The organism is Paraburkholderia saeva, from assembly GCF_907164555.1.
GTDB lineage: Bacteria > Pseudomonadota > Gammaproteobacteria > Burkholderiales > Burkholderiaceae > Paraburkholderia > Paraburkholderia saeva.
This window is the reverse complement of sequence record NZ_CAJQZC010000002.1, coordinates 233799-257688: the sequence shown is the minus strand read 5'-3', so window position 1 is coordinate 257688 and position 23890 is coordinate 233799. Positions and strand designations below refer to the sequence as shown.

The following is a 23890-nucleotide window of genomic DNA, read 5'->3' as shown; positions in this document are numbered from 1 at the left end:
GAAATCGTCGCCAGCGGCGGTGCTATTCGTCAGGCTACGGCACGTCCCGCACTTCGGGGCCGCCTCGCGCACAGCGATGGTGCGCCGGACGCCCTCCGTCGGGTAACGGCGCGCGAAAAAGCAGAATCTTCGTACGCGGGTTCCAGCATTGCACATCGGCGTGAAAACGCGGCGTCAGGTGCGTTCCGACGGATCGGTTTTCTTCGCCGACGCGCGGATTTCCGGCGAGAGCTGCGCGAAGATCCACGCGGACCCCGCCGTGATGATGCCGACGCACAGGAACGTCGCGTGAAACGCCGGTAGCGAACTGGCTTCGGTTACCTTTGGCAGCAGGCCCGTGAAGGTCGCGAGCAATGCGCCGGCGACGGTGACGCCAAGACTCATCGACAGCATCTGCACGAGCGAAAACAGACTGTTGCCGCTGCTCGCGCCGCCGGTGCCGAGATCTTTCAGCGTCAGCGTGTTCATCGCGGTGAACTGCATCGAGTTCACGCCGCCGAAGAACGCCAGCTGGACAAGCCGCAACCACAGCGGCTGGTTGACGCCCGTCAGTGAGAAGCTCGCCATCGCGAGACCGACGAGCACGGTGTTCGTCACCAGCACGCGGCGGTAACCGTATTTCGTGATGAGCCGCGTCGCGAGCTGCTTCGACGACATGCCTGCCGCCGCGACAGGCAGCATCATCAGGCCAGCCTGGAACGCGCTGTAGCCGAGGCTCACCTGCAACAGCAGCGGAATCAGATACGGCATCGCGCCGCTGCCGATCCGCGCGAACAGATTGCCGAGCAGGCCGACGCTGAACGTGTGGATCCTGAACAGTTCCAGCGAGAAGATCGGCTGCGGCTCGCGCACCGCGTGCAACCCATACGCGACAAAACACGCGAGGCTCAGGATCAGCAGCACGAGCACGGTGGCGTGCTGGATACCGAATTCGGTGCGCCCGTCGAGCGCGAACGAGATCGCGACCATGCCGACGATCAGCAGCAGGTAGCCTTTCAGGTCGAACTTCGCGGTGTCCGGGTTGCGGCTGTCCGGCATGAAGAAGGCCGTCGCGATGCAGCCCGCAACGCCCACCGGCACGTTGATCAGAAAGATCCAGTGCCACGACGCGATCTTCACGAGCCAGCCGCCAAGCGTCGGGCCGATCAGCGGCCCGATCAGCCCCGGAATCGCGACGAACGAAAGCGCCGGCAAATAGCGTTCGGCCGGAAACGTGCGCAACACGGCGAGCCGCCCGACCGGCAGCAGCATCGCGCCGCCGACGCCCTGCATGATGCGGAACACCACCAGCTGGTTCAACGTATGCGCGTTTGCGCAGAGCAGCGAGCCGACCGTGAACACGAAGATCGCGCTCATGAACACGCGGCGCGTGCCGAGCCTGTCCGCGAGCCAGCCCGACACGGGGATCATGACCGCCATCGTCAGCGAATACGCGATCACGACGGACTGCATGCGCAACGGCAGTTCGCCGAGGCTCGTCGCCATCGCGGGGAGCGCGGTGTTGACGATCGTCGCGTCGAGCGTCTGCATGAAAAACCCGACGGCGACCAGCCACAGCATGACGGTGAGGGTCTTCTGCGAAGGGGCGGACGCGGTCTGGGCGATGGGCATGAGGGCAGGCAGGCACGCGTGCGCGTGCGAATGGGCTGGGCGAAGAGCGGTCATTCTACCGGCAGGCGGCCTGATGCTGCCGGGAGTCGCGCAGGGCGCTGGCAATCCCGGCAGACGGACGTTATACCGTCGCGCGGCCCTGCGCGGCCGCCGCACGCCCGGTTCGGCGGTTGTCGCGCGTCAGCCCGGCAGCGCGGCGGCGGCGTCGAAAAACGCGCGGGCGCGCGGGTCGTGCGTGAATGCGGCGTTCACGCGTATCCACGGGCTCGGCTCCGCGTTCGGGCGGAAGTAGCTCCCCGGCGCGACCGTCACGCCAAGCGGTGCGCCACATTCGACGAGGCGCGTTGCATCGTCGACGTGCGGCACCCGCGCCCATACGAATTTGCCGCCGAGCGGCTTGTCGAACAGCGCCCAGCCGCTGTCTTCGAGCGTCTGGACGGTGAGTCCGAGCGCGTCGCGCATCCGGCGGCGCAGGCGTTCGAGATACTTGCGGTACATGCCGCGCTCCAGCAGGGCCACGGCGACCGCTTCGGCGAAACGCGAGCCGCCGATGCTCGTCAGCATCTTCACGTCGGCGAGATCCTTGACGATCGCCGGGCTCGCGACGAGATAGCCGATGCGCAGCGACGACGACAGTGTCTTCGACAGCCCGCCCACGTACACCACGTGTTCCAGCTGGTCGAGCGTGGCGAGGCGGTCGGTCGGCTCGCTCTGGAAATCGGCGTAGATATCGTCTTCGACGATCGTGAACTGGTGCTCGCGCGCGAGTTGCAGCAGGCGAAACGCGACGGGTGGCGAAATGGTCGTGCCGGTCGGGTTGTGGAACACCGTGTTGACGAAGAAGAGGCGCGGACGGTGCTCCTTGAGCATCGTCTGCATCACGTCGAGGTCGGGGCCGTTGCGCGTGCGCGGAATGCCGACGAGCCGCACGCCGTGCAGTTTCAACAGTCCGTTCAGGTTGTAGTAACCCGGGTCTTCGACGAATACCGTGTCGCCGGCCTTCAGCATGTAGCGCATCAGCATGTCGAGCGCCTGGCTCGCGCCATTCGTGATGAGTACCTGCGACGCGTCGGCTGCTATGCCGAGCTGCGCGATGCGCCCCTGCAGATGGTCGCGCAGTGTCGCGTTGCCAAGCGGCGTGGCGTAATCGATGAGGCTCGAACTGTCGACGCGCGACACGTGACGGATCGCCTGGCCGATGCTTTCCATATCGCGCCACGCTTCAGGGATGAAGCCGCTGCCGAGCTTCAGCGATTCGCCTGGATGGTTGAACTGCTGCAGGATGTGGTCCGATTCTTCCCCGGCGCGACGCGGGTCGGACATGCCGTGGCCCGCCAGCATCGCACGCGAGCGCTCGGCGACGTAGAAGCCCGAACCGTGCCGCGAATCGATGAAACCCAGCGACACCAGCCGGTCGTACGCCTCGATCACGGGGAAGCGGCTGATCTGGTAATCGGCGGCGAACTGGCGGATCGACGGCAGTTTCGCGCCCGGATGCGCGACGCGGGAGCGGATCCATGTCTGTACGCCATTGACGATCTGCTCGGTGAGCGGCACGCCGTTGTCGCGGTCAAGTTCGAGTTTCATACCACCTCACTTTCCGGTGCACCGTTCGGATTGCCGGCTACTGTCTGGTTTTTCGACTGTACAGTTTCGATGAAACTGTCCGGAAGTGTGCATGGGTTTCCGGTCGTCGCGCCGCAATAATGACTCATCCACCAAGCCGTTTCAAGGAGCTCTGCAATGCGCGAAATCCGTACTTTCGAACTGGAACATGACGAGCCGGCGGCCGCATGGCGCGTCGCCGAACCGCTCATCCTGAAGGTGATGGCCGGGCAGGTCTGGCTGACGATCGACGGCGACCCGGAAGATTACTGGCTCGCCGCAGGCGACACCTTCGAACTGCCGCGCGGCGCCCGCGCGTGGGTCAGCGCCGGGCCGGACAATGCCCGCGTTGCGCTGACGTTTGCCGGCTGCACGTTGCGTGAGCGGACGTTTCCGGCGCACGCATCGCTGCTCTTCCGGCTCTCGGGGCGCTCGCTGCGGAGCTGGATGCCGCGCTGGTTCGTTGCGGCCTGAATGGCGTTTCGTCGTCAATGGCCACGGACGCGCGCCGGACACAGGCGCGCGACCCGTGCACACCTACTTGCGGAGTTCCGCGACGAAGTCGTAGTAATCGTTGCGGCAGTAAGTGTCGGTGAGTTCGATCGCGCGCTGGTCGGCGGTGTAGCCGACGCGTGTGATCAGCAACAGCGCCTCGTTCGGCGCGATGCTCATCTGCTTCGCGATTTCTTCGCTGGCGTTGACTGCGCGGAAATGCTGCAACGCGCGCACGATCGAAAGCCCGCGTTGTTCGAGGTAGCTGTAAAGCGAATCCCCAATCGCCTGCGGATCGGGAATGATCGACGAAGGAAACGTCGAATTTTCGACTGCCATCACGATGCCATCCGCGAGGCGCAGACGTCGCAGACGCGTCACCGCCGCAGCCGGCGACAAGCCCAGCTGGATCACTTCGTCGCGATTGGCGGGCTGGATTTCGCGCGAAAGCCATTGCGAACTCGGCGTGAAGCCGCGACGGCGCAACATCTCGCTGAAGCTCGACAGACGCGACAGCGGATCTTCATAGCGCGGCGTGATGAAACTGCCTGCGCCCTGCGTGCGCCGGATCAATCCCTGTTCCACCAGCAACGCGATTGCCTTGCGTGCCGTGATGCGCGAAACGCCGAGCGCATCCGACAAGACGCGTTCGGACGGTAATGCTTCGCCGGCGTTCCAGCGATTCTCGTGGATCGCGTGACCGAGTTTGCGGGCGAGTTGCAGGTAGAGCGGTGTGTCGTTTTCCGGGTCCGGGCGCAGGTCGCGCCAGCGGTCTTCCGAGGCAGAGTTCATGTGACGGACGCAAGAAGGGCAAGCGGCAATTCTATGTCATTGGCGCGTTCGCGTTATAGCGGGCTTTTGCGAGTCCATCTGTTCGCGGTTTCGTGAGCGGATACACTCGTTCGAATGGTGGTCGTCGCGCGTGGCTGTTCGCCTCTTCACTGGCGGGCCTGCAGGCAGATCTGGCATCGCGCGGCGTACGTCGAAGCAACCCGCACACAAGGAGCAAGCATGTCGAATGAGATCGCAAGCGTAAGCCTGCCCGATGGCGAGCGCATTCCGAAGCTGGGGCAGGGCACGTGGGAGATGGGCGAACAGCCGTCGCGACGCGCAGCGGAAATCGCCGCGTTGCGCGAAGGCATCGATCTCGGCATGACGCTCATCGATACCGCCGAAATGTACGGCGAGGGCGCGACCGAATCGCTGCTGGGCGAAGCGTTGAGCGGCGTGCGCGACGACGTGTTTCTCGTCAGCAAGGTGTATCCGCACAACGCAAGCCGTCGTGGCGTGCAGGCAGCGTGCGAGCAGAGCCTGAAGCGTTTGAAGACCGATCGCGTCGATCTGTATCTGCTGCACTGGCGTGGATCGGTGCCGCTCGCGGAGACCGTCGAAGGTTTCGAGGCCCTGCGCCGCGCGGGCAAGATTCGCCACTGGGGCGTCAGCAATTTCGATACCGACGATATGGAAGAACTCTTCTCCGTGCCCGGCGGCGAAGCATGCGCGACGAACCAGGTGCTCTACAACGTCGCGCGGCGCGGGCCCGAGTTCGACCTGCTGCCGTGGCTCGCGGAACGTTCGATGCCCACCATGTCGTACAGTCCGGTCGATCACGCGCGCTTGCCGAAGCGCTCACCGCTCGACGATATTGCCAGCGTGCGGGGTGTGTCGGTGTTTCAGGTGGCGCTTGCGTGGGTGCTGCGCCGGCCCGAAGTGTTCGCGATTCCGAAGTCTGGCCGTATCGAACATGTACGCGACAACCGGCGTGCCATGGATCTGCAGCTCACCGCCGATGAACATGCAGCCATCGATGCGTATTTCCGGCCGCCGCGCAGCAAGCGACCGCTCGAAATGCTGTGATACGCACGCGCGCACGTTCGGCGCGGCCGGGTTCAGATGTGGACACCGGCTACGCGCATATTGGGCGCACGCGTCGTATCAACTGCACGCGTGATGTGAATGAACGGAGCCGAGTACGGCGACTTCGGCGGGCGTGCGCTTGAGGGCGTCGTCGCTGACCTGCGCGGCATCGTGCAGGAAATCGTCGACGATCGTCGAGACCGGCGTGTTGCGCAGACACAGCGAGACGCGTTGTGTTTCATTCGCGGGCAGCGAGGTACGCTGGGCGAGGAACAGCACGCCGTACTGATAGCCGTGGATGATGCCGCGAACCGCGCCGACGCATTGACCCTGGGCGACATTGTCCGACCTGTTCCTGCAGAGCTGCGCGAGCGAAGACGCCGAGAACGTTGGATCGACCGCCGGCGCGACGGCCGTAGCTGGAGTGACCGGTTGAGCGGGCGTCTGCGCATTCGCCAGCGAGGCTGTGCCGAGCGTGGTAATCATCAGTAGAGCTGAAGCCGCGCGTGCCGCGAATACGGGAACGTGTCTTTGCATCGTGCTGTCCTCATGCTGATTGTTGAATCCAGTATGAGGCGCGCCTGGCCGATTGGTTCCTGCGTACATGCACTGCGTGAACGTTGGAATCGAGACCTTCCGTGCAATCTGCCCGGATGCGAAACGATTGAACATATCAGGGAAAGGTGTCCGGCAAGGGCGGTGACGTCCGACCGGGGGATCGGAGCGTCACCGCCTGCACGGATCGACAGGGAACTGATTCGCTTCGGGTATGAGGAACGGCGCGGGGGCGCCGTTCCGTAGCATCGGATCTAGCGTCCGTTGCCACCGCCTCTACCGCTGCCACCGGAGCTGCCGCCATAGCCTCCGCCGGAGCCGCTTCCTCTGCCGAAACCACCGCCAAACCCACCGCCGGGACCGCCAGCACCGAAACCACCGCCAGGACCACCCGCGCCGAAGCCGCCACCTGGACCACCGGCACCGAAGCCGCCGCCCTGACCACCGCTGCTGGCACCACCGCTGGAACTACCACCGCCACAACCACAGCCACCACCACCGCCACCACCGCCGCCACCACCGCCGCCACCGCCACCGCCACCGCCACCGCCACCGCCACCGCCACCGCCACCACCACCACCACCACCGCCACCGCCACCGCCACCGCCACCACCACCACCACCACCACCACCACCACCACCACCGCCACCGCCACCGCCACCACCACCGCCGCCACCACCACCACCACCACCACCACCGCCACCTCGGCCGCTGGCACCACCGGCGCTGCCGCTAGATGAGTTTCCGCTCGCGCCACCGGCCGCCGCGCCGGCGCTGCTACCGCCACTACCGCTATTCGAGCCGCTCGAAGCCGCGCCGCTGCTTCCGCCGCGTCCGCCGTTCGCCACTTTCTGATCGCAGTCGCCGACTGCATTCCCGCGGCATTCCCGCGAAGTCTGGAACACGGCTGCAGCGTCGTCGGCTGCCGTGATAACTGCGTCGGAAGATTCGCCTGTCGGCGATGAGCCCTGCTGCGCGAGTACAGCTACCTCCGATGTCGATATGCCCGGCGCGCCTGCGCGACTGCCGCTGGCCGGCAGCGGCGCATCAGCCATGAGGCTTCCGCCCGCGAGCGAGGTGTGTGTCGCGACGCTATTCGTCGCGCCCCGGGCGGATGCCGGCGTTGCCGCGGATGTCGCCTGGGTTGTTGCGGCCTGTCCGCCGCTGGCCGGCAACGGCGCATCGGCGACGAGAATCCATTGCGGGATCACCTCGTTCGTCGATGCGGCGTGGGCGAAATTCCCCGCCATAAAAGTCCCCGCGCCAGCGACAACTGCTGCCGCACCCCGTAACCAGTAGTAGTACTTATCTAAAATATTATTCATCACTTATCTCCCGGCGAGAGGGCGACGCCTCGTCTGTCGCCGTCTCTTATTGGCCACCTCGCGTGCGGAGGGCTCGTCATCGCGCGAGCCTCGTCGCTCCCTCTTGCTGGTCCGCACGCTGCGCGTTTCGCAGACTGCCGGCGAAACACGAAGCTGTTATTTGAATCGGTCACCCGTACCGGAGAGCTCAACCCCGTTGTCGCTGATCGCGTACCGGTTGTCCGCACCTTACATAGCGACAACCATGCCACGGCCCGCAAACCCGCGTCGGGCCTTGCTCGCGCAGACAGAATCGCACGCAGACGCTCAATAACGCTGCGAAAACGTTTCGGCTGTGAAACGCGAGGTGTATTTCTCCGCGTGTGACGTGTCATCGATGAATCGCCGGCATTCAGCAGACGAACCCGTGCGGCCCCTCACGGGTGCAGCCTCGCCGCCGGCCGGGCGCGCGCACCGCGTGGCGCGCGTGATCACACGCTACGTCGTGCTGTGCGCGGTGCCGCGCTGAAGCAGACGCAGTTCGTCGACGGGGATGTGGCAGCGAATCCGGTGAGCGTCACCGGCATCGTGCATCGGCGGATCCTGCTGTTCGCAGATCGCGCCGAGCTTGCGTGGGCAACGCGTATGAAAAACGCAGCCGGAAGGCGGCGCGGAGGCCGACGGCAGTTCGCCGGAAAGACGGACGCGTTGCGCGTCGCCGTCTGAATCGAGCGTCGGAATCGACGAGACCAACGCCTCGGTGTACGGATGATGCGGCCCGTCGAACACCGCGGAGGCCGGTCCGATTTCCATCAGGCGGCCGAGATAGAGCACCGCGATCCGGTCGGACAGATAGCGCACGACGTTGAGGTCGTGCGAGATGAACACATAGCTCACGCCATGTTCGCGTTGCAGATCGGCAAGCAGGTTGAGAATCGCAGCCTGCACGGAGACGTCGAGCGCGGAAGTGGGTTCGTCGCAGACGACCACCCGCGGATCGCCCGCGAACGCGCGCGCGATCGCGACGCGCTGCTTGAGGCCGCCCGACAGCTGGCGTGTGCGGACGCCCAGATAGCGGTCGGGCAGGCGCACGGCGGCGGCGAGCGCGGCAAGCCGCGCGTCGTGTGCCGGCCCGCGCAGCGCACCCAGTCGCGACAGCGCACGGCCGATCAGCCGCCTCACCGAATGCGAGCGGTTAAGCGCCGAATCTGGATTCTGGAACACGATCTGCAACGACTTCACCTGTTCGTCGTTGCGACGTGTCACGCGTGCCGGCAACTGCGCGCCGTCGAGTTCGATGACACTGCCCGCATCGGGTGAAACGAGACCGAGCAGCAGACGCGCGAGCGTTGTCTTCCCGCTGCCCGATTCGCCGACGAGGCCAAGCGTCTCGCCTTTCATCAGTTCGAGCGAGACGTCGTCGACTGCGCGTAACGTGCCGCCCGGTATGTGGAACGTCTTCGATACGTGTTCGGCGCGCAGCACGAGTACGGGCTTTTCGGCGCCGCTCCGCGCGGACCGACCGGCGTCCGGCTGCTCGCCGGTATTGCGCGGCAGGTCGATGGCGCGCTCGTGATAGTGGCAACGCGACATCTGGTCGCCGTGCTTCGCGCTCACGCGATACGGCGGCGGTGCCTCGCGCCGGCAGCGGTCGTCGGCGAGGCGGCAACGCGCGGCGTAAATGCAGCCTTGCGTCACCGAGCCGGCGAGCGGCAACTGGCCGGCGATCGTATCGAGCCGGTCCGTGTCCTTGCTGCGACCCGTGACCGGCAGGCAGCGCAACAGGCCGACCGTATACGGATGGCGCGGCCGCGCGAACACATCGCGCGTCGTGCCTTCTTCGACGAGCTTGCCCGCATACAGCACCCCGACGCGCTCGCACATCCGCCCGATCACCGCAAGGTTGTGGCTGATGAAGAGGACCGCCGTGCCGAACTCCGCGCGCAGCTGCGCGACGAGATCGAGCACTTCGGCTTCGACGGTGGCGTCGAGACCGGTTGTCGGTTCATCGAGAATCAGCAGCGCGGGGTTCGACGCGAGCGCCATCGCGATCACGACGCGCTGCTGCATGCCGCCGGAGAGCTGATGCGGGTAGCTGTCCATCACGCGCGCGGGCGACGCGATCTGTACGCGACGCAACATCTCGACTGTACGCTCCAGCGCTTCGCGAGGCGTCGCGCCGGCGGCCTCGAATGCCTCCGATACCTGACGCGCGACAGTGAGCGACGGGTTGAGCGCGCGCGCCGGGTCCTGATACACCATCGAGATCGACTTCGCGCGCATCGTGCGCAGCGCGTCGGCATCGAGCGCATTGGGGTCCTGGCCGGCGATCAGGATGCGCCCGGCTTTCACCTTGCCGTTACGCGGCAGATAGCGCAGCGCGGCCATCGCGACCGTCGACTTGCCGCATCCGGATTCGCCGACGAGACCATACGCCTCGCCGCGCTTCACGCGAAACGACACGTCCTGCAGCACCTCGCGATCGCGTCCGCGCGAACGGTAGCTGACGGTGAGGCCGACGATCGTCAGCGCATCGGTCCGCTCGCTCTTCGATACGTCGAAGGCGGGGAAGGCGGAGGGCGGCGGCGCGTTCATCGGTCGAGTACACCTTCCACGCTATCCGCGATCAGATTGACGCCGACGACGAGCGATGCAATTGCCGCCGCATCGAACACCACCGTCCACCATGCGCCGCCCGCCATCAGCGTGTACGACTCCGACAGCGCGAGCCCCCAGTCGGCCGAAGGGGGCTGGATGCCGAAGCCGAGAAACGACAGTGTCGCGACCGCGAAGATGGCGTAACCGAGCCGCACGTTTGCTTCGACGACGATCGGCGGCAGCACGTTCGGCAGGATCTCCGCGAACATGATGTAGAGCGCGTTCTCGCCGCGCAGCTGGGCCGCGGCGACGTAATCGAGGTGGCGCTCGGCCAGCACGGCGGCCCGCACGGTGCGCGCGGTAATCGGCGTGAACGTGATGCCGATCACGAGGATCACCGTGAAGTTCGACGTGCCGACCGCGGCAAGCGCGAGCAGCGCGACGATCACGAGCGGCAGCGCGAGCACGGCGTCGATGGCGCGGCTGATCACGTTGTCGATCCAGCCGTCGAAATAACCAACGACGAGACCGAGCGCCGTGCCGGCGAGCGTGCCGAGCAGCGTCGCGAGCGGCGCGATCGTGAGGATGTCGCGCGCGCCCGTGATCACGCGCGAAAACACATCGCGGCCGAGCTGGTCGGTGCCGAACCAGTGCGTGTGATCGGGCGGCGTGAGCGAATTGAGCGGATCGGACGCATACGGATCGAGCGGTGCGATCCAGTGCCCCGCAATCGCGCACACCACCCAGCCGAGCACGATCAGCGCACCGGCGACGAACGTCGGCGAAAGCAGCAGCGCGCGCAGGCGGTCGTAGCGGGGCGCTTCGTTGCGCGCGGATTCCGGCGGGACGACGGCGCTCATTCAGCCCCTCCGACACGCAGACGCGGATTGAGCAGCACATAGAGCGCATCGGCGGCGAGATTCGCCACCGTATAGACAACGCCGACCGTCAGCACACCCGCTTCGAGCATCGGGAAGTCCTTCGCCTTGGCGGCGTTGTAGATCAGCGAGCCGATGCCCTGATAGTGAAAGAGCGTCTCGACCACAACGAGGCCGCCGATCATGTAGCCAAGCTGCGTGGCGGCGACGGTGATCGTCGGCAGCAGGGCATTGCGCAGTACGTGCCGCCAGATCACGACGTGCTGCGGCAATCCTTTGAGGATCGCAGTACGCGTGTAGTCGGCGTCGAGCGCCTCGACCGTGCCCGCGCGTGCCATCCGCGCGATGTAGCCGAAGAACACAAAGACAAGCGGCAGCACCGGCAGGACCAGATGTCTCAGTTGTTCGAACACGCTGGCGTCGGGTGGGTATGACGCTTCGATCGGCAACCATTGCAGCCAGATGCCGAAAATCAGGATCAGCACGATCGATGACACGAACTCAGGCACGACCGTCGCCGAGAGACCTGTGATGCTGATCGTGCGATCGATCCAGCGTCCCGCGTGCATGGCCGCCCACACGCCGCCCGCGATGCCGAGCGGCACCACCACCACGAACGCAAGCAGGCCGAGCTTCGCGGAAAGGGCGAGCGCGGTGACGACGAACGGCGCGACCGGCGTGCGGAACACATACGACATGCCCATGTCGCCGCGCACGAAGTGCGTGATCCAGCCGACGTACTGCGTGAGCAAAGGCCGGTCCGCGCCGAGCTGATGATTGAGTGCGGCGACTGCGCGCGCATCGGCAAGCGGCCCGAGCACCGCGCGGCCGATATCGCCCGGCAGCAACTGGCCGCCCGCGAAGACGAGCACGGAAAGGAGCCACAGCGTCACCAGCGAGAGCGCGACGCGCGTCGCCACGAAGCGCACGACGCGGCCTGCGTTGCCGCTTCTGGCGGCCGAGGTGGGAGGAGTAGCCGTTGTCGACATCGAATGCTCGCTTGGGGCTTGATGGAACGGGCGACGGACGCGATGTAGGGATGGACTGGCGGCGTAACCGGTGGGCCGCTCAGGCGGTCAGCACCGAGCGGTCGAAATACAGTTGCGCGATTGCGGTGAAACGCACGCCGGAGAGTGTGCTGCGTGTCGCGATCAACTGGTCGTAGAAGTACGGGATGATGACCGGCGTTTCGTCGAGTAGCAGGGTTTCGATCTGTCCGGCGATTTTCTTTTGCGATGCGACGTCGAGTGCGCCGACAAAATCGGCAACGAGTTTGTCGTACTGCGGATTCTTGAAGTGCGCCGCGTTCCAGGTGCCGCCGCTTGTGAGCGGCGCGTTGAGGAACACGTTCGGTACGCCGCGATGGCCATAATCGGTGATGCCGAGCGGCGAGTCGAGCCAGTCCGATTTACCGGGCGTGCCCGCGCCGTAATAGAGCGACTGGCTTTCCACCTTCAGGTTGATCCGCACGCCGATCGCCTTCGCCGCGTTCTGTATGACGACGGCGAGATCGGGAATCTCCATGTATTTCTCGGTCGTGAGCGTGACGTCGAAACCGTTGGGAACGCCGGCCTGCGCAAGCAGCTGCTTCGCCTTCGCGACGTCGAGCCTGCGTTGCGGCACGCTCATGTCCGACGAAGGAAAGACGGACGCAAACGGATTGTCGTTCGCGACCATCGCGCGGCCCTTGAAGAGCCCGCGCACCATCACGTCGCGATCGAGCGACAGCGCGAGCGCCTGGCGCACGCGCTTGTCCCTGAAAAGCGGATTGTCGTTGCGCATGTGCATCTGACGATGCGCGCTCGAACGCACGCCAATCACCTTGAACTCGGGATTGTTGAGAATGCCGGAGCCGCCCTGCACGGTGAACGTGCCCATCACATCGGCCTGACGACCCTGCAGCGCGAGAATCTGCGCCTGTTCGTCGGCGTAGAACGCGAACTGCACGCGTTGCGGCAGCGCCTTTTCGCCCCAGTAGTCGGGATTGCGCACGAACGAAGCGCTCAGCTTCGGCTGATACGACTCGAGCTTGAACGCGCCCGTGCCGATGAACGTTTTCTCGTAGTTGCCGGCATAGTTCGCGGGCAGCATCACAGCGTTGTAATTGTCCGACGAGACGTAATACGGGAAGTTGCCGTTCGGCGCGTCGAGATGGAACGCGACGGTATGTTCGTCGACGAGCTTTGCGCCGCCTTTCGACAGCACGCCCTTCAGCACCGAAAGCGCCGCCGATCCGGTTGCCGGATCGGCAAGGCGGTCGAACGTGGCGACGACGTCCTTTGCGCCGAACGTCTGGCCGTCGTGGAATTTCACGTTTTGACGGAGCTTGAACGTCCACACGTCGCCCTTTGCGTTTGGCTCCCACGAAAGCGCCAGCGCAGGTTGCAACTGCGAATGCTCGTCGTCGTTGATGAGGAATTCGCCGGTCTGGTTCAGGAGCGCGAGGCCGCCGGCATCCGTCACGGTCAGCGGATCCACGGCGCCGCCCGGCATCAGGTGCGCGACGCGGATCGTCGCGTTCGCACCTTTTGGCGTGCCCTGCGCCTGCGCACGCGGCGATGTGAAGAGGCCGCCGCCCGCCAGCGAGAGACCGATCACGCCTGCGTAGCGCAGCAGTTCGCGACGCGTGAGGCGACCGGCCACGAACTCGTCGATGGCGTGCTGGCCAGGTTCACTGGCGGCACGTCGCGCGGCTTCGAGGTCGAGAGGGGCTGAAAGGCGATCCGCGGAATTCTTCATCGAATGGTGTTCCGTTGGGTTCTATCGGGCAACGCGTGCCATCAGGTCTTCGGTGCGGTCCAGCGCAACCTGGCGCAATGGCGAGCGACGTGACGGGAGGTCCAGTGTAAGCGATTGCCCGCGGAACCGGAACGCCGCGCGGCGCGCAAATTCCGTCCGGCGCGGACAAAACGGGCACAACGATTGCTGCCGTGTACTATGGGTGCGGCTAGCGGGCAATCGCGGCAGGACGACGCCAGCGGTGAAACAGCACGGAGCCGATCCAGCACGCCATGAACATCGCGACGATCCCGTAGCCGAGCATGCCGAAGCGATCGTTGAGCGCCGCCACCGCGTCCCACACGCCGCCCGTGAAGCCGAGTTTGTCCGACAGCAGGCCCAGCGCCTCGACGCCGCCGATCACAATCGCAACGACCGCCGACACAAACGTGATGCTCGCGTTGTAGTAGAGCTTGCGGCGCGGGTCGTCCATCGCCCAGCCGTATGCATGAACCATCAGCACGTTGTCGGTGGAGTCGACGAGCGTCATGCCGGCCGTGAACAGCGCGGGAAACACGAGGATCGAGTACATCGGCAGACCTTTGCCCGCTTCGGCCGCGGCGATGGCGAGCAGGCCGATTTCGGTGGCCGTGTCGAAGCCGAGTCCGAACAGCACGCCGACCGGGTACATGTGCCAGCTCTTCGACACCAGCCTGAAAAGCGGCCGCAGCGCGCGCGACAGCAGGCCGGCAGGCGCTGGCGTCGCGGCATCGGCGGGCAGTTCGCCGCCGCGCTGCACGTGCCGGTAGCGGCGCCACACGTCGCGCAGGATCACGAGATTCACCATGGCGAGCACGAGCAGAAACGCCGCTGAAACGGCAGTGCCGATCGTGCCGCCGACGGTCCTGAACCGCTCGAACTGCTGGTGCATCGAAAGCGCCGTCATCGCGATGCCGACCGTCGCTGCAATCACGATCGTGGAATGTCCGAGTGAGAACGACAGGCCGACCGTCAGCGGCCGTTTGCCTTCCTGCATCAGCTTGCGCGTGACGGCGTCGATGGCGGCGATGTGGTCGGCATCGACCGCATGGCGCAGACCGAAGCCATACGCGAGCAGCGCCGTGCCGAGCAGCAGCGGATAGTGGCGAAACGCGATCAGCGCCCAGGCCCACGCCCCCAGATTGGCGGCGATCAGCACGGCGTAGAGCGTGAAGAGGCGAGGGCGTAGCGCGGTAGAGGTCGGCGTCATGAAGGGCGCGTGCTGTCGGGTCGGGTGGCCAGTGGCCGGCTCAATGATCGTGTGGATGCTTGTGGATCGGATCGACCCAGTACACCGTTTCGGGCGCTTCGACCGCGTCGATGTTCAGGTTCACGACGACGGCCTCGTTATCGCTGCGCACGAGCACGCATTCGAGCGGATCGTCGGTGCTCGCGTTGATCTCCTGATGCGGCACATAAGGCGGCACGAAGATGAAGTCGCCCGGACCGGCTTCGGCGGTGAACTCGAGGTGCTCGCCCCATCGCATCCGCGCCTGGCCGCGCACCACGTAGATGACGCTTTCGAGGGCGCCGTGATGATGGGCGCCCGTCTTCGCGTTCGGGTGAATCGTGACCGTGCCCGCCCAGATTTTCTGGGCACCGACGCGCGCCGCGTTGATCGCGGCAGCGCGGTTCATGCCGGGCGTCTGCGCCGTGTTGCTGTCCAGCTGGTCGCCCCGGATGACCTTCACCCCGTGCTCGCGCCAGTCTACCGGTGTCGACGGCGGGGCGTCGTGGTTATGCGGATGCTCGTGATCGTGGCTCATGGCGTGTCTCCTCACTGGCGTGGCTGACGCTGCGATCCGGCATTTTTGCACGTTCAAAAACGTGTGTGTGGCTTGACGGTGTGCGCGGGTGCCGCGGATGTAAAAAAGCCCGTCCTGCAAGGACGGGCTTCGAGGACCTTCTTCAATCGCAGCACAAAACGCGCTGCAACGGACGGCTTACTTCTGCTTCGCGTTGATCACGGCTTCGGCGACGTTGTTCGGCGTCTCGGCGTAGTGCTTGAACTCCATCGTGTACGTCGCACGGCCCTGGGTCGCCGAACGCAGCGAGGTGGAGTAACCGAACATCTCCGCGAGCGGCACTTCGGCGCGCACCAGCTTGCCGCCGCCGCCGGCGATGTCTTCCATGCCCTGCACCATCCCGCGACGGCTCGACAGGTCGCCCATCACGTTGCCCATGAAGTCTTCCGGCGTTTCCACCTCGACGGCCATCATCGGTTCGAGCAGGACCGGCTTCGCCTTGCGCATCGCTTCCTTGAACGCCATCGAACCGGCCATGCGGAACGCGTTTTCGTTCGAGTCGACGTCGTGGTACGAACCGAAAGTCAGCGTGACCTTCACGTCGACTACCGGGTAGCCCGCCAGCACGCCGGCCTTCAGCGTTTCGATGATGCCCTTGTCGACGGCCGGAATGAATTCGCGCGGAATCACGCCGCCCTTGATCGCATCGACGAATTCGTAGCCCTTGCCCTGCGGCGCCGGCTCAAGCGTGATGACCGCGTGGCCATACTGGCCGCGCCCGCCCGACTGCTTGACGAACTTGCCTTCGACATCCTCGACCTTGATACGCACCGTTTCGCGATACGCGACCTGCGGCTTGCCGACGGTCGCTTCCACGCCGAACTCGCGCTTCATCCGGTCGACGAGAATTTCCAGGTGCAGCTCGCCCATGCCGGAGATGATCGTCTGGCCGGATTCTTCATCTGTCTGCACGCGGAATGAAGGATCTTCCTGCGCGAGACGGTTGAGTGCGATGCCCATCTTTTCCTGGTCGACCTTGGTCTTCGGCTCGACGGCCTGCGAGATCACCGGTTCCGGGAAGATCATCCGTTCGAGAATGATCACGTTGTTCGGATCGCACAGCGTGTCGCCGGTGGTCGCTTCCTTCAGGCCGACTGCCGCGGCGATGTCGCCCGCGTAGACCTCCTTGATTTCCTTGCGCTCGTTCGCATGCATCTGCAGGATCCGGCCAAGGCGCTCTTTCTTCTCCTTGACCGCGTTGTAGACGGTGTCGCCCGAATTCACCACGCCCGAATAGACGCGGAAGAAAATCAGCTGGCCGACGAACGGGTCGGTCATGATCTTGAACGCGAGCGCCGAGAACGGATCGGTGTCAGTCGGATGACGCTCGATTTCCTTGTCGTATTCGTCGTGGCCGGTGATGGCGGGCACGTCGACCGGCGAGGGCAGGTAGTCGATCACCGCGTCGAGCATGGCCTGCACGCCCTTGTTCTTGAACGCGCTGCCGCACAGCATCGGCACGATCTCGTTGGCAATGCAGCGCACGCGGATGCCGTGCTTGATTTCCTCTTCGGTCAGCGTGCCGCCGTGCAGGTACTTGTCGAGCAGTTCCTCGTTCGCTTCGGCCGCGGCTTCGACCATCTTGTCGTGCCATTCCTTCGCGGTATCCGCGAGTTCAGGCGGGATATCGCGGTACTCGAACTTGATGCCCTGGTTTTCTTCGTCCCAGAAGATCGCTTTCATCTTGACGAGGTCGACGACGCCCTGGAAATGATCTTCCGCGCCAACCGGAATCTGGATCGGCACCGCGACGCCTTTCAGGCGATCGCCGATCTGCCGCTGGACGCGGAAGAAATCGGCGCCGACGCGGTCCATCTTGTTGACGAACGCAATGCGCGGCACCTTGTACTTGTTCGCCTGACGCCACACGGTTTCGGACTGCGGCTGAACACCGCCGACGGAGTCGTACACCATGCACGCGCCGTCGAGGACGCGCATCGAGCGCTCGACTTCGATCGTGAAGTCGACGTGCCCCGGGGTGTCGATGATGTTGATCCGGTGCTCCGGATAGTTGCCGGCCATGCCTTTCCAGAACGCCGTCGTCGCGGCCGACGTGATCGTGATGCCGCGCTCCTGCTCCTGTTCCATCCAGTCCATTGTCGCCGCACCGTCGTGAACCTCGCCAATCTTGTGGGTCACGCCGGTGTAGAACAGGATGCGTTCCGTGGTGGTGGTCTTGCCGGCATCGATGTGAGCGCTGATACCAATGTTCCGGTAGCGTTCAATGGGAGTCTTTCTGGGCACGTGAATCTCCTTGGAAAGGCGCGCCGGTGGAAGGCGTCGGGCTTCGGCTTGCGCCCGCCGGACGACCGCGGTGCTGCGGTGATAAGACCATAAGCATAGCGCTACCGTCAGGCTTTTGCAGGAATCTTGGCGGACGGGGCGGCCCGGCCCGTCGGCGGTGCTTCCGCGCCCGGTCGCGCCGGGCGCGGCCGGCACGTTCGCGTTGCATCCGCCGGTTTTGGGCGGCAGACGCGGCGCGAAAAACGGCAAGGCCGGCGACCCCACGGGGTGTCGCCGGCCTTGCGGAAGTATGGTGTGCCGCCGGTCGTAGACCGCGGCGTTTATTGCGGTGCGGGCAGACCCTGAATCTTCATACCCGGCTTGATGCCTTTTTCCGTGAACCAGCCCTTGCTCATTTCGAGCACATACACGCCGTTGTTCTTCGGGCAGTGATTGTTCGTGGTTTCGGCCTGCATTTCATCGATGTCGGTGATCGTGCCGTCGGCGCGGATGAACGCAACCGAAAGCGGAATCAACGTGTTCTTCATCCAGAAGCAGTGAACGGCGTTTTCGTTGAAGACGAAGATCATGCCTTCGTTCGGCGCGAGCTTCGTGCGATACATGAGGCCCTGTTCGCGGTCTGCGTCGTTCGCGGCAACGGCAGCGTCGATCACGAACATGCCGGCGGTGAGCTTCACGCGCGGAAAATCACCGGGTTGCTTCGCGCCTGGCGGCATCTGCTGCGCGTACGCGTCATTTGAACCGGTGGCGGCGAACGAAAGAGCCGCGACGGGCAGGGCAATGGCGAACGCGAAACGCGCGACAAGTGAACGCAAGGTGATTCGCACGGCGGGACTCCTGGCAGGAAATTAACCCGCGCATGTTACGCGAGCGCGTCAAAAAAGAAAAAGGCAGAGTGCCTTGCGGCCATCTGCCTTTCAACGCCGTAAGAACGGCAATACTGCGGGTTCTTGACTGCGTTTTTACAACAAACTTATTCCGAAGCGGCCGAAGCTGCTGCTGCCGGAGCTGCCTTTTTGTGCGACGACTTCTTGTGCGTCGACGACTTGTGCGTCGACTTCTTTGCCGTCGAAGCAGCTGCCGGAGCTGCTGCTTCCGGTGCCGAAGCTTGTGCGAATGCTGCCGTTGCGAAGAGGCCAGCGACCAGAGCGGCGATCAGTTTGTTCATTTTGTAAATCCTCAGCATGAGTTGCAGTTAATTAACCAATGACCCGGTTCTTGAGTCAGATCGGTAAACGTGCCATCCACCTTTCGGTTGACAGCCGTATCGAACAAATTTTCGATGACGCCGGTCACATCCGGGCCTCACGTGTTCACCGCAAGAATGGCTTGCACAAAGGCCTTCAAGGCTGAATGCCGATAGCTTCCGGACGGCATCTGCGTCGAATAACGCGTGAGGTTACGAGGCGGTTGACGCGAATTTTCGCGAAAGTTTTTGCGTGACTGTGAACGCGTGAACAACGGGCGTTGTTGCGCCTCGCGTAGAGAAGAAAAATGACTGACAGTACAACGGCTTACGTCAGAAATACGCTAGACGTGTGCGCGCTTCGAACGTGTCGCGACTCACGCGATGCCATTCCATGGCGCCTGTACTGACACATCGATATGCTCGCCAGGCGCGAGTCCCAGCGCAAAAATATCGAGTGCGCCGACACCGACACGCACAAGCCGCAGCGTAGGAAAACCGACCGCTGCCGTCATGCGTCGAACCTGGCGGTTCTTGCCTTCCGTAATCGAAAGTTGGATCCACGTAGTGGGAATTGCGGCACGAAAGCGGATCGGCGGTGTGCGCTGCCAGACCGATTCAGACGGCTCGACAAACTCCGCACGACACGGCCGCGTCACGTAATCGCCAAGATCGACACCCCGTGCGAGCTTCTTCAGGTCGTCCGCTGAAGGCGCACCTTCCACCTGCGCCCAGTAGCGTTTGACGAGCTTGTGGCGGGGCTCCGCGATGCGTGCCTGCAGTGCGCCGTCGTCGGTGAGGAGCAACAGGCCTTCGCTGTCCGAGTCGAGCCGGCCAGCGGGATAAACGCCGGGCGTCTTGACCCAGTCCGCGAGTGACGCGCGCGTTTCGTGCGGCGAGAACTGGCAGATTGTGCCGAACGGCTTGTTGAGCGCGATGAGACGCATGCAATAAATTCCGGTGGACGAGCCGCGCTGATCGATGATGCACGCACGCGTCGTGCTGTCCGGCGCGATCGGCGCGATCGGCGCGCGCGGTTTTTGCGCGGGTTGGCAGATGGTGGGATATTAATGCATAATCCGGAACGGTACGTCTTATGTCTTATATAAGACATAAGAGAATGGGCGCTGCTCCTTTCTGTTCGCTTTGCCCCGGTTTAGCGGTGTTGTTCCTGCCCGGCGGGCGCGCCCGTGCCTGTGCGAAAGCGTGGGCTAGAATAGCGGCCTGACCGCTTCGCGGGCGTCCGGCAATGCGCATATCGAGGAGCGCCCGGTTCCACAGTCCCCCATCAGCTTCCCTATCGCTGCTTCTACCAGCACAGCTATCACGGAGTCCGATCATGCCGTATCAGCACATCAAGGTTCCGACGGGCGGTGACAAGATCACCGTCAATGCGGATTACTCACTCAACGTGTCCGACCAGCCGATCATTCCTTATATCGAAGGCGATGGTACGGGTCTCGACATCACGCCGGTGATGCTCAAGGTCGTCGACGCAGCGCTCGAGAAAGCGTATGCGGGCAAGAAGAAAATCCACTGGATGGAAATCTACGCGGGCGAAAAGGCGACCAAAGTCTACGGTCCGGACGTGTGGCTGCCGGAAGAAACGCTCGAAGTGCTGAAAGAGTATGTGGTGTCGATCAAGGGACCGCTGACAACGCCGGTCGGCGGCGGCATCCGTTCGCTGAACGTCGCACTGCGTCAGGAACTCGACCTGTATGTGTGCCTGCGTCCGGTGCAGTACTTCAAGGGCGTGCCATCGCCCGTGCGCGAGCCGGAGAAGACCAACATGGTGATCTTCCGCGAGAACTCGGAGGACATCTACGCCGGCATTGAATGGGCGGCCGAATCGGCGGAAGCGAAGAAGGTCATCAAGTTCCTGCGCGACGAAATGGGCGTGAAGAAGATCCGCTTCCCGGACAGTTCGGGTATCGGCGTGAAGCCGGTGTCGCGCGAAGGCACGGAGCGTCTGGTGCGCAAGGCGATCCAGTATGCGATCGACAACGATCGCCGTTCGGTCACGCTGGTTCACAAGGGCAACATCATGAAGTTCACGGAAGGCGCTTTCCGTGACTACGGTTACGCGCTCGCGCAGAAGGAATTCGCCGCGGAACTGATCGATGGCGGCCCGTGGATGAAAGTGAAGAACACGAAGACGGGTGGCGACATCGTTGTGAAGGACGTCATCGCCGATGCGTTCCTGCAGCAGATCCTGTTGCGCCCCGCCGAGTACGACGTGATCGCCACGCTGAACCTGAACGGCGACTACATTTCGGACGCGCTCGCCGCGCAGGTTGGCGGCATCGGTATCGCGCCGGGCGCGAACATGTCGGATTCGGTCGCGATGTTCGAAGCGACGCACGGCACGGCGCCGAAGTACGCCGGCAAGGACTACGTGAATCCGGGTTCGGAAATCCTGTCGGCTGAAATGATGCTGCGTCACCTCGGCTGGACCGAAGCTGCGGACGTCATCATTTCGGCGATGGAGAAGTCGATTCTGCAAAAGCGCGTCACGTATGACTTCGCGCGTCTGATGGAAGGCGCGACGCAGGTGTCGTGTTCGGGTTTTGGGCAGGTGTTGATCGAGAATATGTAAGGGCGTTGTCGCTTCGTTTCTGCCTGCGTGAAGAAGCCCCGGCCGACATAAATTGTGTCGCCGGGGTTTTTTCTGACAGGGCTTCGCGGCGTGTGTCCGGAAACTCAGACTCCATGTCTCGCGCAGCAAGCGAATGTATCGAAGCCTGCGATATCATCCTTGCGCGCGTACTCCGACCTCAAGTCTGCCTAACCTCCAATGTCGTTGATGTGGCGAATGCTTGTCGTGTTTTCGATCGCACTGCTCTTCGGGCAGGGCGCGTTCGCGCATGAGCACGCCGCGCATCCTGCAAGCGTTGATTCGACGGCGCGTGCGCAGCATAGGGTCGGTATGGAGCACGTATCGGGCGAACGCGTTCGGCCCGCGACGGGATGCGGGGGAGCGCCTGCGACAGGCGCGCCGTGTCGACATGACCATTCGGGCTGCTGCACGAACGCGTGTGGTCTTCATTGCTGCGTCTTCCTGAGCGCGGCGCATTTCGAACCGCGCGCACCCGATGTGTCGATCGGGCTGCCAGTCTCCGAACCCTCCCACGACAGCGTGACGCATGTGCCGCTGCTGCGTCCGCCCATCGCGTGACGACATCACGGCGCGCACGCCGTGCAGACATCGATCGAAGACGAGCCCGGCAAGCGCCTTGCCCGGCCATCACACGACTCATCCGCGAACGCGCGGCGCGTTGCGCCCGTTCGCCGCAACAAGGAACCCAACATGATTCGCAGGCAATTTCTCGCCCGCTCGCTCAGCGTCGCCGTCGCGTCGCTGTTTGCGCGTGGCGCTTTCGCGCAGCACACAGGCCATTCGATGCAGGGCATGGAGGGCATGGGCGACATGCCGGACATGGCCGGTATGTCGCACGCAAAACCTTCGGCAGAGAAGCCGACGCAGGTCCCGCTTGCCGCTCACGACGCGCTACCCGCGGGCGCACCGCTCGCAGAACTGCGCCGGCTCACGAACGAAAGCAGCGAACCACGTCTTTTTCGCGCGACCCTGATCGCGCGGCCCGCAAAGCGCACGCTGCTCTCCGGCAAACCGACGACGTTCTGGCAATACAATCCGCCAGCGGCCACGGCGGAGCAGGGCCCGGTTATCGGCCCGCTCATCGATGTCCGCGAAGGCGACACCGTCGAGATCCGCTTCGTGAACCGCTTGCCGCAGCCGTCGACGATTCACTGGCACGGTCTGCCGGTCCCGCCGGATCAGGACGGCAATCCGTCGTCGATGGTCGCGCCGGGCGCCACGCATGTGTACCGCTTCACATTGCCGGCCGGAAGTGCCGGCACATACTGGTATCACCCGCATCCGCACATGATGTCGGCGGAACAGGTCTTTCGCGGGCTGGCCGGACCGATCATCGTCCGTGCCGCCGACGATCCGCTGGCCGCCTTTCCCGAGCGCCATCTGTTCTTCTCCGACCTGAAACTCGCCACCGACGGCACGATTCCGGCCAACGACATGATGGACTGGATGAACGGTCGCGAAGGGCAGTTCGTGCTGGTGAACGGCGCGCGCCGTCCGCGCATCACCGTCAAGGAAGACGAGCGCTGGCGCCTGTGGAATGCGTGCAGTGCCCGCTATCTGAGATTTTCGCCCGGCGACGGTCAGCGCTTCGTTCAGGTTGGCTCTGACGGCGGTCTGCTCGAAAAACCGCGCGACGGCCTGCCCGAACTGCTGCTCGCGCCCGGCGAACGCGCCGAAGTGATCGTGCGTGCCGGCAGCACGCCCTCACAGGCAGCGCTGACCGCCGATATCTACGACCGTCGCAAGATGGCGATGTCGGAGGGCAGCCTGCCACCCGAACCGGCGCGCGTACTCGCCGATGTCGCGTTTGAACCGCTGCCGGCCGGTGAGGCTGGCGCTGGAACGCGTGCAATACCCGAAACGTTGCGGAGCATCGTGACGTTTCCTGCACCAGTCGCGCGGAAGTCAGTTGTTTTTTCAGAGGCGATGGATATGGCCGCGATGCATCGTCCTGGTGCGTCGGCCCACGGCATGCCGGCGGGAATGCGCTTCATGATCAACGGCGCTTCGTTCGATCCAGAACGCATCACCCTGACGAGCCGGCGCGACGAAGTCGAGGCGTGGACCATCGAGAATCGCACCGACATGGATCATCCGTTCCATCTGCACGGCACGCAGTTCCAGGTGACAGGACGGGAGCGGGGCGGCGCCGTGACGCCCGAGCCGTATCGCGCGTGGCGCGACACGGTGAACGTCGAGCCCGGGGAGACCGTGCACATCGCGACGGTCCAGAAGATGGCGGGCGACCGGATGTTCCACTGCCACATCCTCGAACACGAGGACCTCGGCATGATGGGCACGCTCAGGGTAATCTGAGCGCCACCTCACGATTTCGACCGCTGAACAGAAATACAAAATGAAAAAACCCGGCACGAAGCCGG

The 23890-nt window shown here is 64.2% G+C and carries 19 protein-coding genes; 4 read left to right on the top strand and 15 right to left on the bottom strand.

Going from position 1 to position 23890, the window contains the following annotated elements; translation table 11 throughout:
- Window positions 1–174: 174 nt before the first annotated feature.
- Both mdtD and LPA36_RS05335 read right to left on the bottom strand, forming a co-directional pair.
- Window positions 175–1611, bottom strand: coding sequence for a multidrug transporter subunit MdtD (gene mdtD, locus LPA36_RS05340; protein WP_228875101.1), 1437 nt, complete (start codon window positions 1609–1611; stop codon window positions 175–177).
- 180 nt (window positions 1612–1791) lie between these two features.
- Entirely contained in the window at window positions 1792–3198 is a 1407-nt protein-coding gene (locus tag LPA36_RS05335; RefSeq protein ID WP_228875100.1) for an aminotransferase-like domain-containing protein, read from the bottom strand.
- Between the two features lie 156 nt (window positions 3199–3354).
- On the opposite strand from LPA36_RS05335, the gene LPA36_RS05330 reads away from it, so the two are divergent.
- Window positions 3355–3690 carry a DUF2917 domain-containing protein gene (locus tag LPA36_RS05330; protein WP_228875099.1) on the top strand — a complete coding sequence of 112 codons (336 nt, stop codon included), beginning with the start codon at window positions 3355–3357 and terminating at the stop codon, window positions 3688–3690.
- A 63-nt stretch (window positions 3691–3753) separates the two neighbouring features.
- Here the strand turns inward: LPA36_RS05330 and LPA36_RS05325 are convergent, their stop codons facing one another.
- Window positions 3754–4500 carry a GntR family transcriptional regulator gene (locus LPA36_RS05325; RefSeq protein WP_228875098.1) on the bottom strand — a complete coding sequence of 249 codons (747 nt, stop codon included), beginning with the start codon at window positions 4498–4500 and terminating at the stop codon, window positions 3754–3756.
- A gap of 219 nt (window positions 4501–4719) precedes the next feature.
- Here LPA36_RS05325 and LPA36_RS05320 point away from each other — a divergent pair, with 219 nt between their 5' ends.
- On the top strand, window positions 4720–5565 hold the full coding sequence (locus tag LPA36_RS05320) for an aldo/keto reductase (RefSeq protein WP_228875097.1): 846 nt from the start codon (window positions 4720–4722) through the stop codon (window positions 5563–5565).
- A gap of 78 nt (window positions 5566–5643) precedes the next feature.
- Here LPA36_RS05320 and LPA36_RS05315 read toward each other — a convergent pair whose 3' ends face one another.
- From LPA36_RS05315 to LPA36_RS05260, 12 genes are all read right to left on the bottom strand, one after another.
- On the bottom strand, window positions 5644–6102 hold the full coding sequence (locus LPA36_RS05315) for a hypothetical protein (RefSeq protein WP_228875096.1): 459 nt from the start codon (window positions 6100–6102) through the stop codon (window positions 5644–5646).
- Window positions 6103–6238: 136 nt separating this feature from the next.
- Window positions 6239–6838: a hypothetical protein gene (locus LPA36_RS05310; RefSeq protein WP_228875095.1), complete on the bottom strand. Its 600-nt coding sequence runs from the start codon at window positions 6836–6838 to the stop codon at window positions 6239–6241.
- 1084 nt (window positions 6839–7922) lie between these two features.
- Complete coding sequence (locus tag LPA36_RS05305; protein WP_228875094.1) at window positions 7923–10019, bottom strand: ABC transporter ATP-binding protein; 2097 nt, start codon at window positions 10017–10019, stop codon at window positions 7923–7925.
- Complete coding sequence (locus tag LPA36_RS05300; RefSeq protein ID WP_228875093.1) at window positions 10016–10882, bottom strand: ABC transporter permease; 867 nt, start codon at window positions 10880–10882, stop codon at window positions 10016–10018. The genes LPA36_RS05305 and LPA36_RS05300 overlap by 4 nt, the downstream gene beginning before the upstream one ends.
- A complete protein-coding gene (locus LPA36_RS05295) occupies window positions 10879–11889 on the bottom strand; it encodes an ABC transporter permease (RefSeq protein ID WP_228875092.1) in 1011 nt (336 codons plus the stop codon). Before LPA36_RS05295 ends, LPA36_RS05300 begins: the two co-directional genes overlap by 4 nt.
- Window positions 11890–11968: 79 nt before the next feature.
- The gene (locus tag LPA36_RS05290) at window positions 11969–13639 is read right to left on the bottom strand and encodes an ABC transporter substrate-binding protein (protein WP_228875091.1); all 1671 of its coding nucleotides are present in this window, start codon (window positions 13637–13639) and stop codon (window positions 11969–11971) included.
- A gap of 208 nt (window positions 13640–13847) precedes the next feature.
- Window positions 13848–14867 (bottom strand): HoxN/HupN/NixA family nickel/cobalt transporter, encoded by a 1020-nt coding sequence (locus LPA36_RS05285; protein WP_228875090.1) that lies wholly within the window; start codon window positions 14865–14867, stop codon window positions 13848–13850.
- A 40-nt stretch (window positions 14868–14907) separates the two neighbouring features.
- Complete coding sequence (locus LPA36_RS05280) at window positions 14908–15423, bottom strand: cupin domain-containing protein (protein WP_228875089.1); 516 nt, start codon at window positions 15421–15423, stop codon at window positions 14908–14910.
- A gap of 177 nt (window positions 15424–15600) precedes the next feature.
- A complete protein-coding gene (fusA, locus tag LPA36_RS05275) occupies window positions 15601–17706 on the bottom strand; it encodes an elongation factor G (RefSeq protein WP_228875088.1) in 2106 nt (701 codons plus the stop codon).
- 320 nt (window positions 17707–18026) lie between these two features.
- Window positions 18027–18533, bottom strand: a complete 507-nt coding sequence (locus tag LPA36_RS05270) for a DUF192 domain-containing protein (protein ID WP_228875087.1) — start codon at window positions 18531–18533, stop codon at window positions 18027–18029.
- A gap of 146 nt (window positions 18534–18679) precedes the next feature.
- Window positions 18680–18874 (bottom strand): hypothetical protein, encoded by a 195-nt coding sequence (locus LPA36_RS05265; protein ID WP_228875086.1) that lies wholly within the window; start codon window positions 18872–18874, stop codon window positions 18680–18682.
- 395 nt (window positions 18875–19269) lie between these two features.
- Complete coding sequence (locus tag LPA36_RS05260; protein ID WP_228875085.1) at window positions 19270–19839, bottom strand: pseudouridine synthase; 570 nt, start codon at window positions 19837–19839, stop codon at window positions 19270–19272.
- Between the two features lie 392 nt (window positions 19840–20231).
- On the opposite strand from LPA36_RS05260, the gene icd reads away from it, so the two are divergent.
- Window positions 20232–21488: an NADP-dependent isocitrate dehydrogenase gene (gene icd / locus LPA36_RS05255; protein ID WP_228875084.1), complete on the top strand. Its 1257-nt coding sequence runs from the start codon at window positions 20232–20234 to the stop codon at window positions 21486–21488.
- 711 nt (window positions 21489–22199) lie between these two features.
- Window positions 22200–23825: a multicopper oxidase family protein gene (locus LPA36_RS05250; protein ID WP_228875619.1), complete on the top strand. Its 1626-nt coding sequence runs from the start codon at window positions 22200–22202 to the stop codon at window positions 23823–23825.
- The last annotated feature ends 65 nt before the right edge of the window (window positions 23826–23890 follow it).

Coding starts and splice junctions, on each gene's coding strand:
- LPA36_RS05305 (WP_228875094.1), bottom strand. CDS start 10,019: ATGAACGCGCCGCCGCCCTCCGCCTTCCCCGCCTTCGACGTATCGAAG.
- LPA36_RS05250 (WP_228875619.1), top strand. CDS start 22,200: ATGATTCGCAGGCAATTTCTCGCCCGCTCGCTCAGCGTCGCCGTCGCG.
- LPA36_RS05285 (WP_228875090.1), bottom strand. CDS start 14,867: ATGACGCCGACCTCTACCGCGCTACGCCCTCGCCTCTTCACGCTCTAC.
- LPA36_RS05295 (WP_228875092.1), bottom strand. CDS start 11,889: ATGTCGACAACGGCTACTCCTCCCACCTCGGCCGCCAGAAGCGGCAAC.
- LPA36_RS05335 (WP_228875100.1), bottom strand. CDS start 3,198: ATGAAACTCGAACTTGACCGCGACAACGGCGTGCCGCTCACCGAGCAG.
- LPA36_RS05325 (WP_228875098.1), bottom strand. CDS start 4,500: ATGAACTCTGCCTCGGAAGACCGCTGGCGCGACCTGCGCCCGGACCCG.
- LPA36_RS05330 (WP_228875099.1), top strand. CDS start 3,355: ATGCGCGAAATCCGTACTTTCGAACTGGAACATGACGAGCCGGCGGCC.
- LPA36_RS05315 (WP_228875096.1), bottom strand. CDS start 6,102: ATGCAAAGACACGTTCCCGTATTCGCGGCACGCGCGGCTTCAGCTCTA.
- LPA36_RS05290 (WP_228875091.1), bottom strand. CDS start 13,639: ATGAAGAATTCCGCGGATCGCCTTTCAGCCCCTCTCGACCTCGAAGCC.
- LPA36_RS05280 (WP_228875089.1), bottom strand. CDS start 15,423: ATGAGCCACGATCACGAGCATCCGCATAACCACGACGCCCCGCCGTCG.
- mdtD (WP_228875101.1), bottom strand. CDS start 1,611: ATGCCCATCGCCCAGACCGCGTCCGCCCCTTCGCAGAAGACCCTCACC.
- LPA36_RS05320 (WP_228875097.1), top strand. CDS start 4,720: ATGTCGAATGAGATCGCAAGCGTAAGCCTGCCCGATGGCGAGCGCATT.
- LPA36_RS05260 (WP_228875085.1), bottom strand. CDS start 19,839: ATGCGTCTCATCGCGCTCAACAAGCCGTTCGGCACAATCTGCCAGTTC.
- LPA36_RS05300 (WP_228875093.1), bottom strand. CDS start 10,882: ATGAGCGCCGTCGTCCCGCCGGAATCCGCGCGCAACGAAGCGCCCCGC.
- icd (WP_228875084.1), top strand. CDS start 20,232: ATGCCGTATCAGCACATCAAGGTTCCGACGGGCGGTGACAAGATCACC.
- LPA36_RS05265 (WP_228875086.1), bottom strand. CDS start 18,874: ATGAACAAACTGATCGCCGCTCTGGTCGCTGGCCTCTTCGCAACGGCA.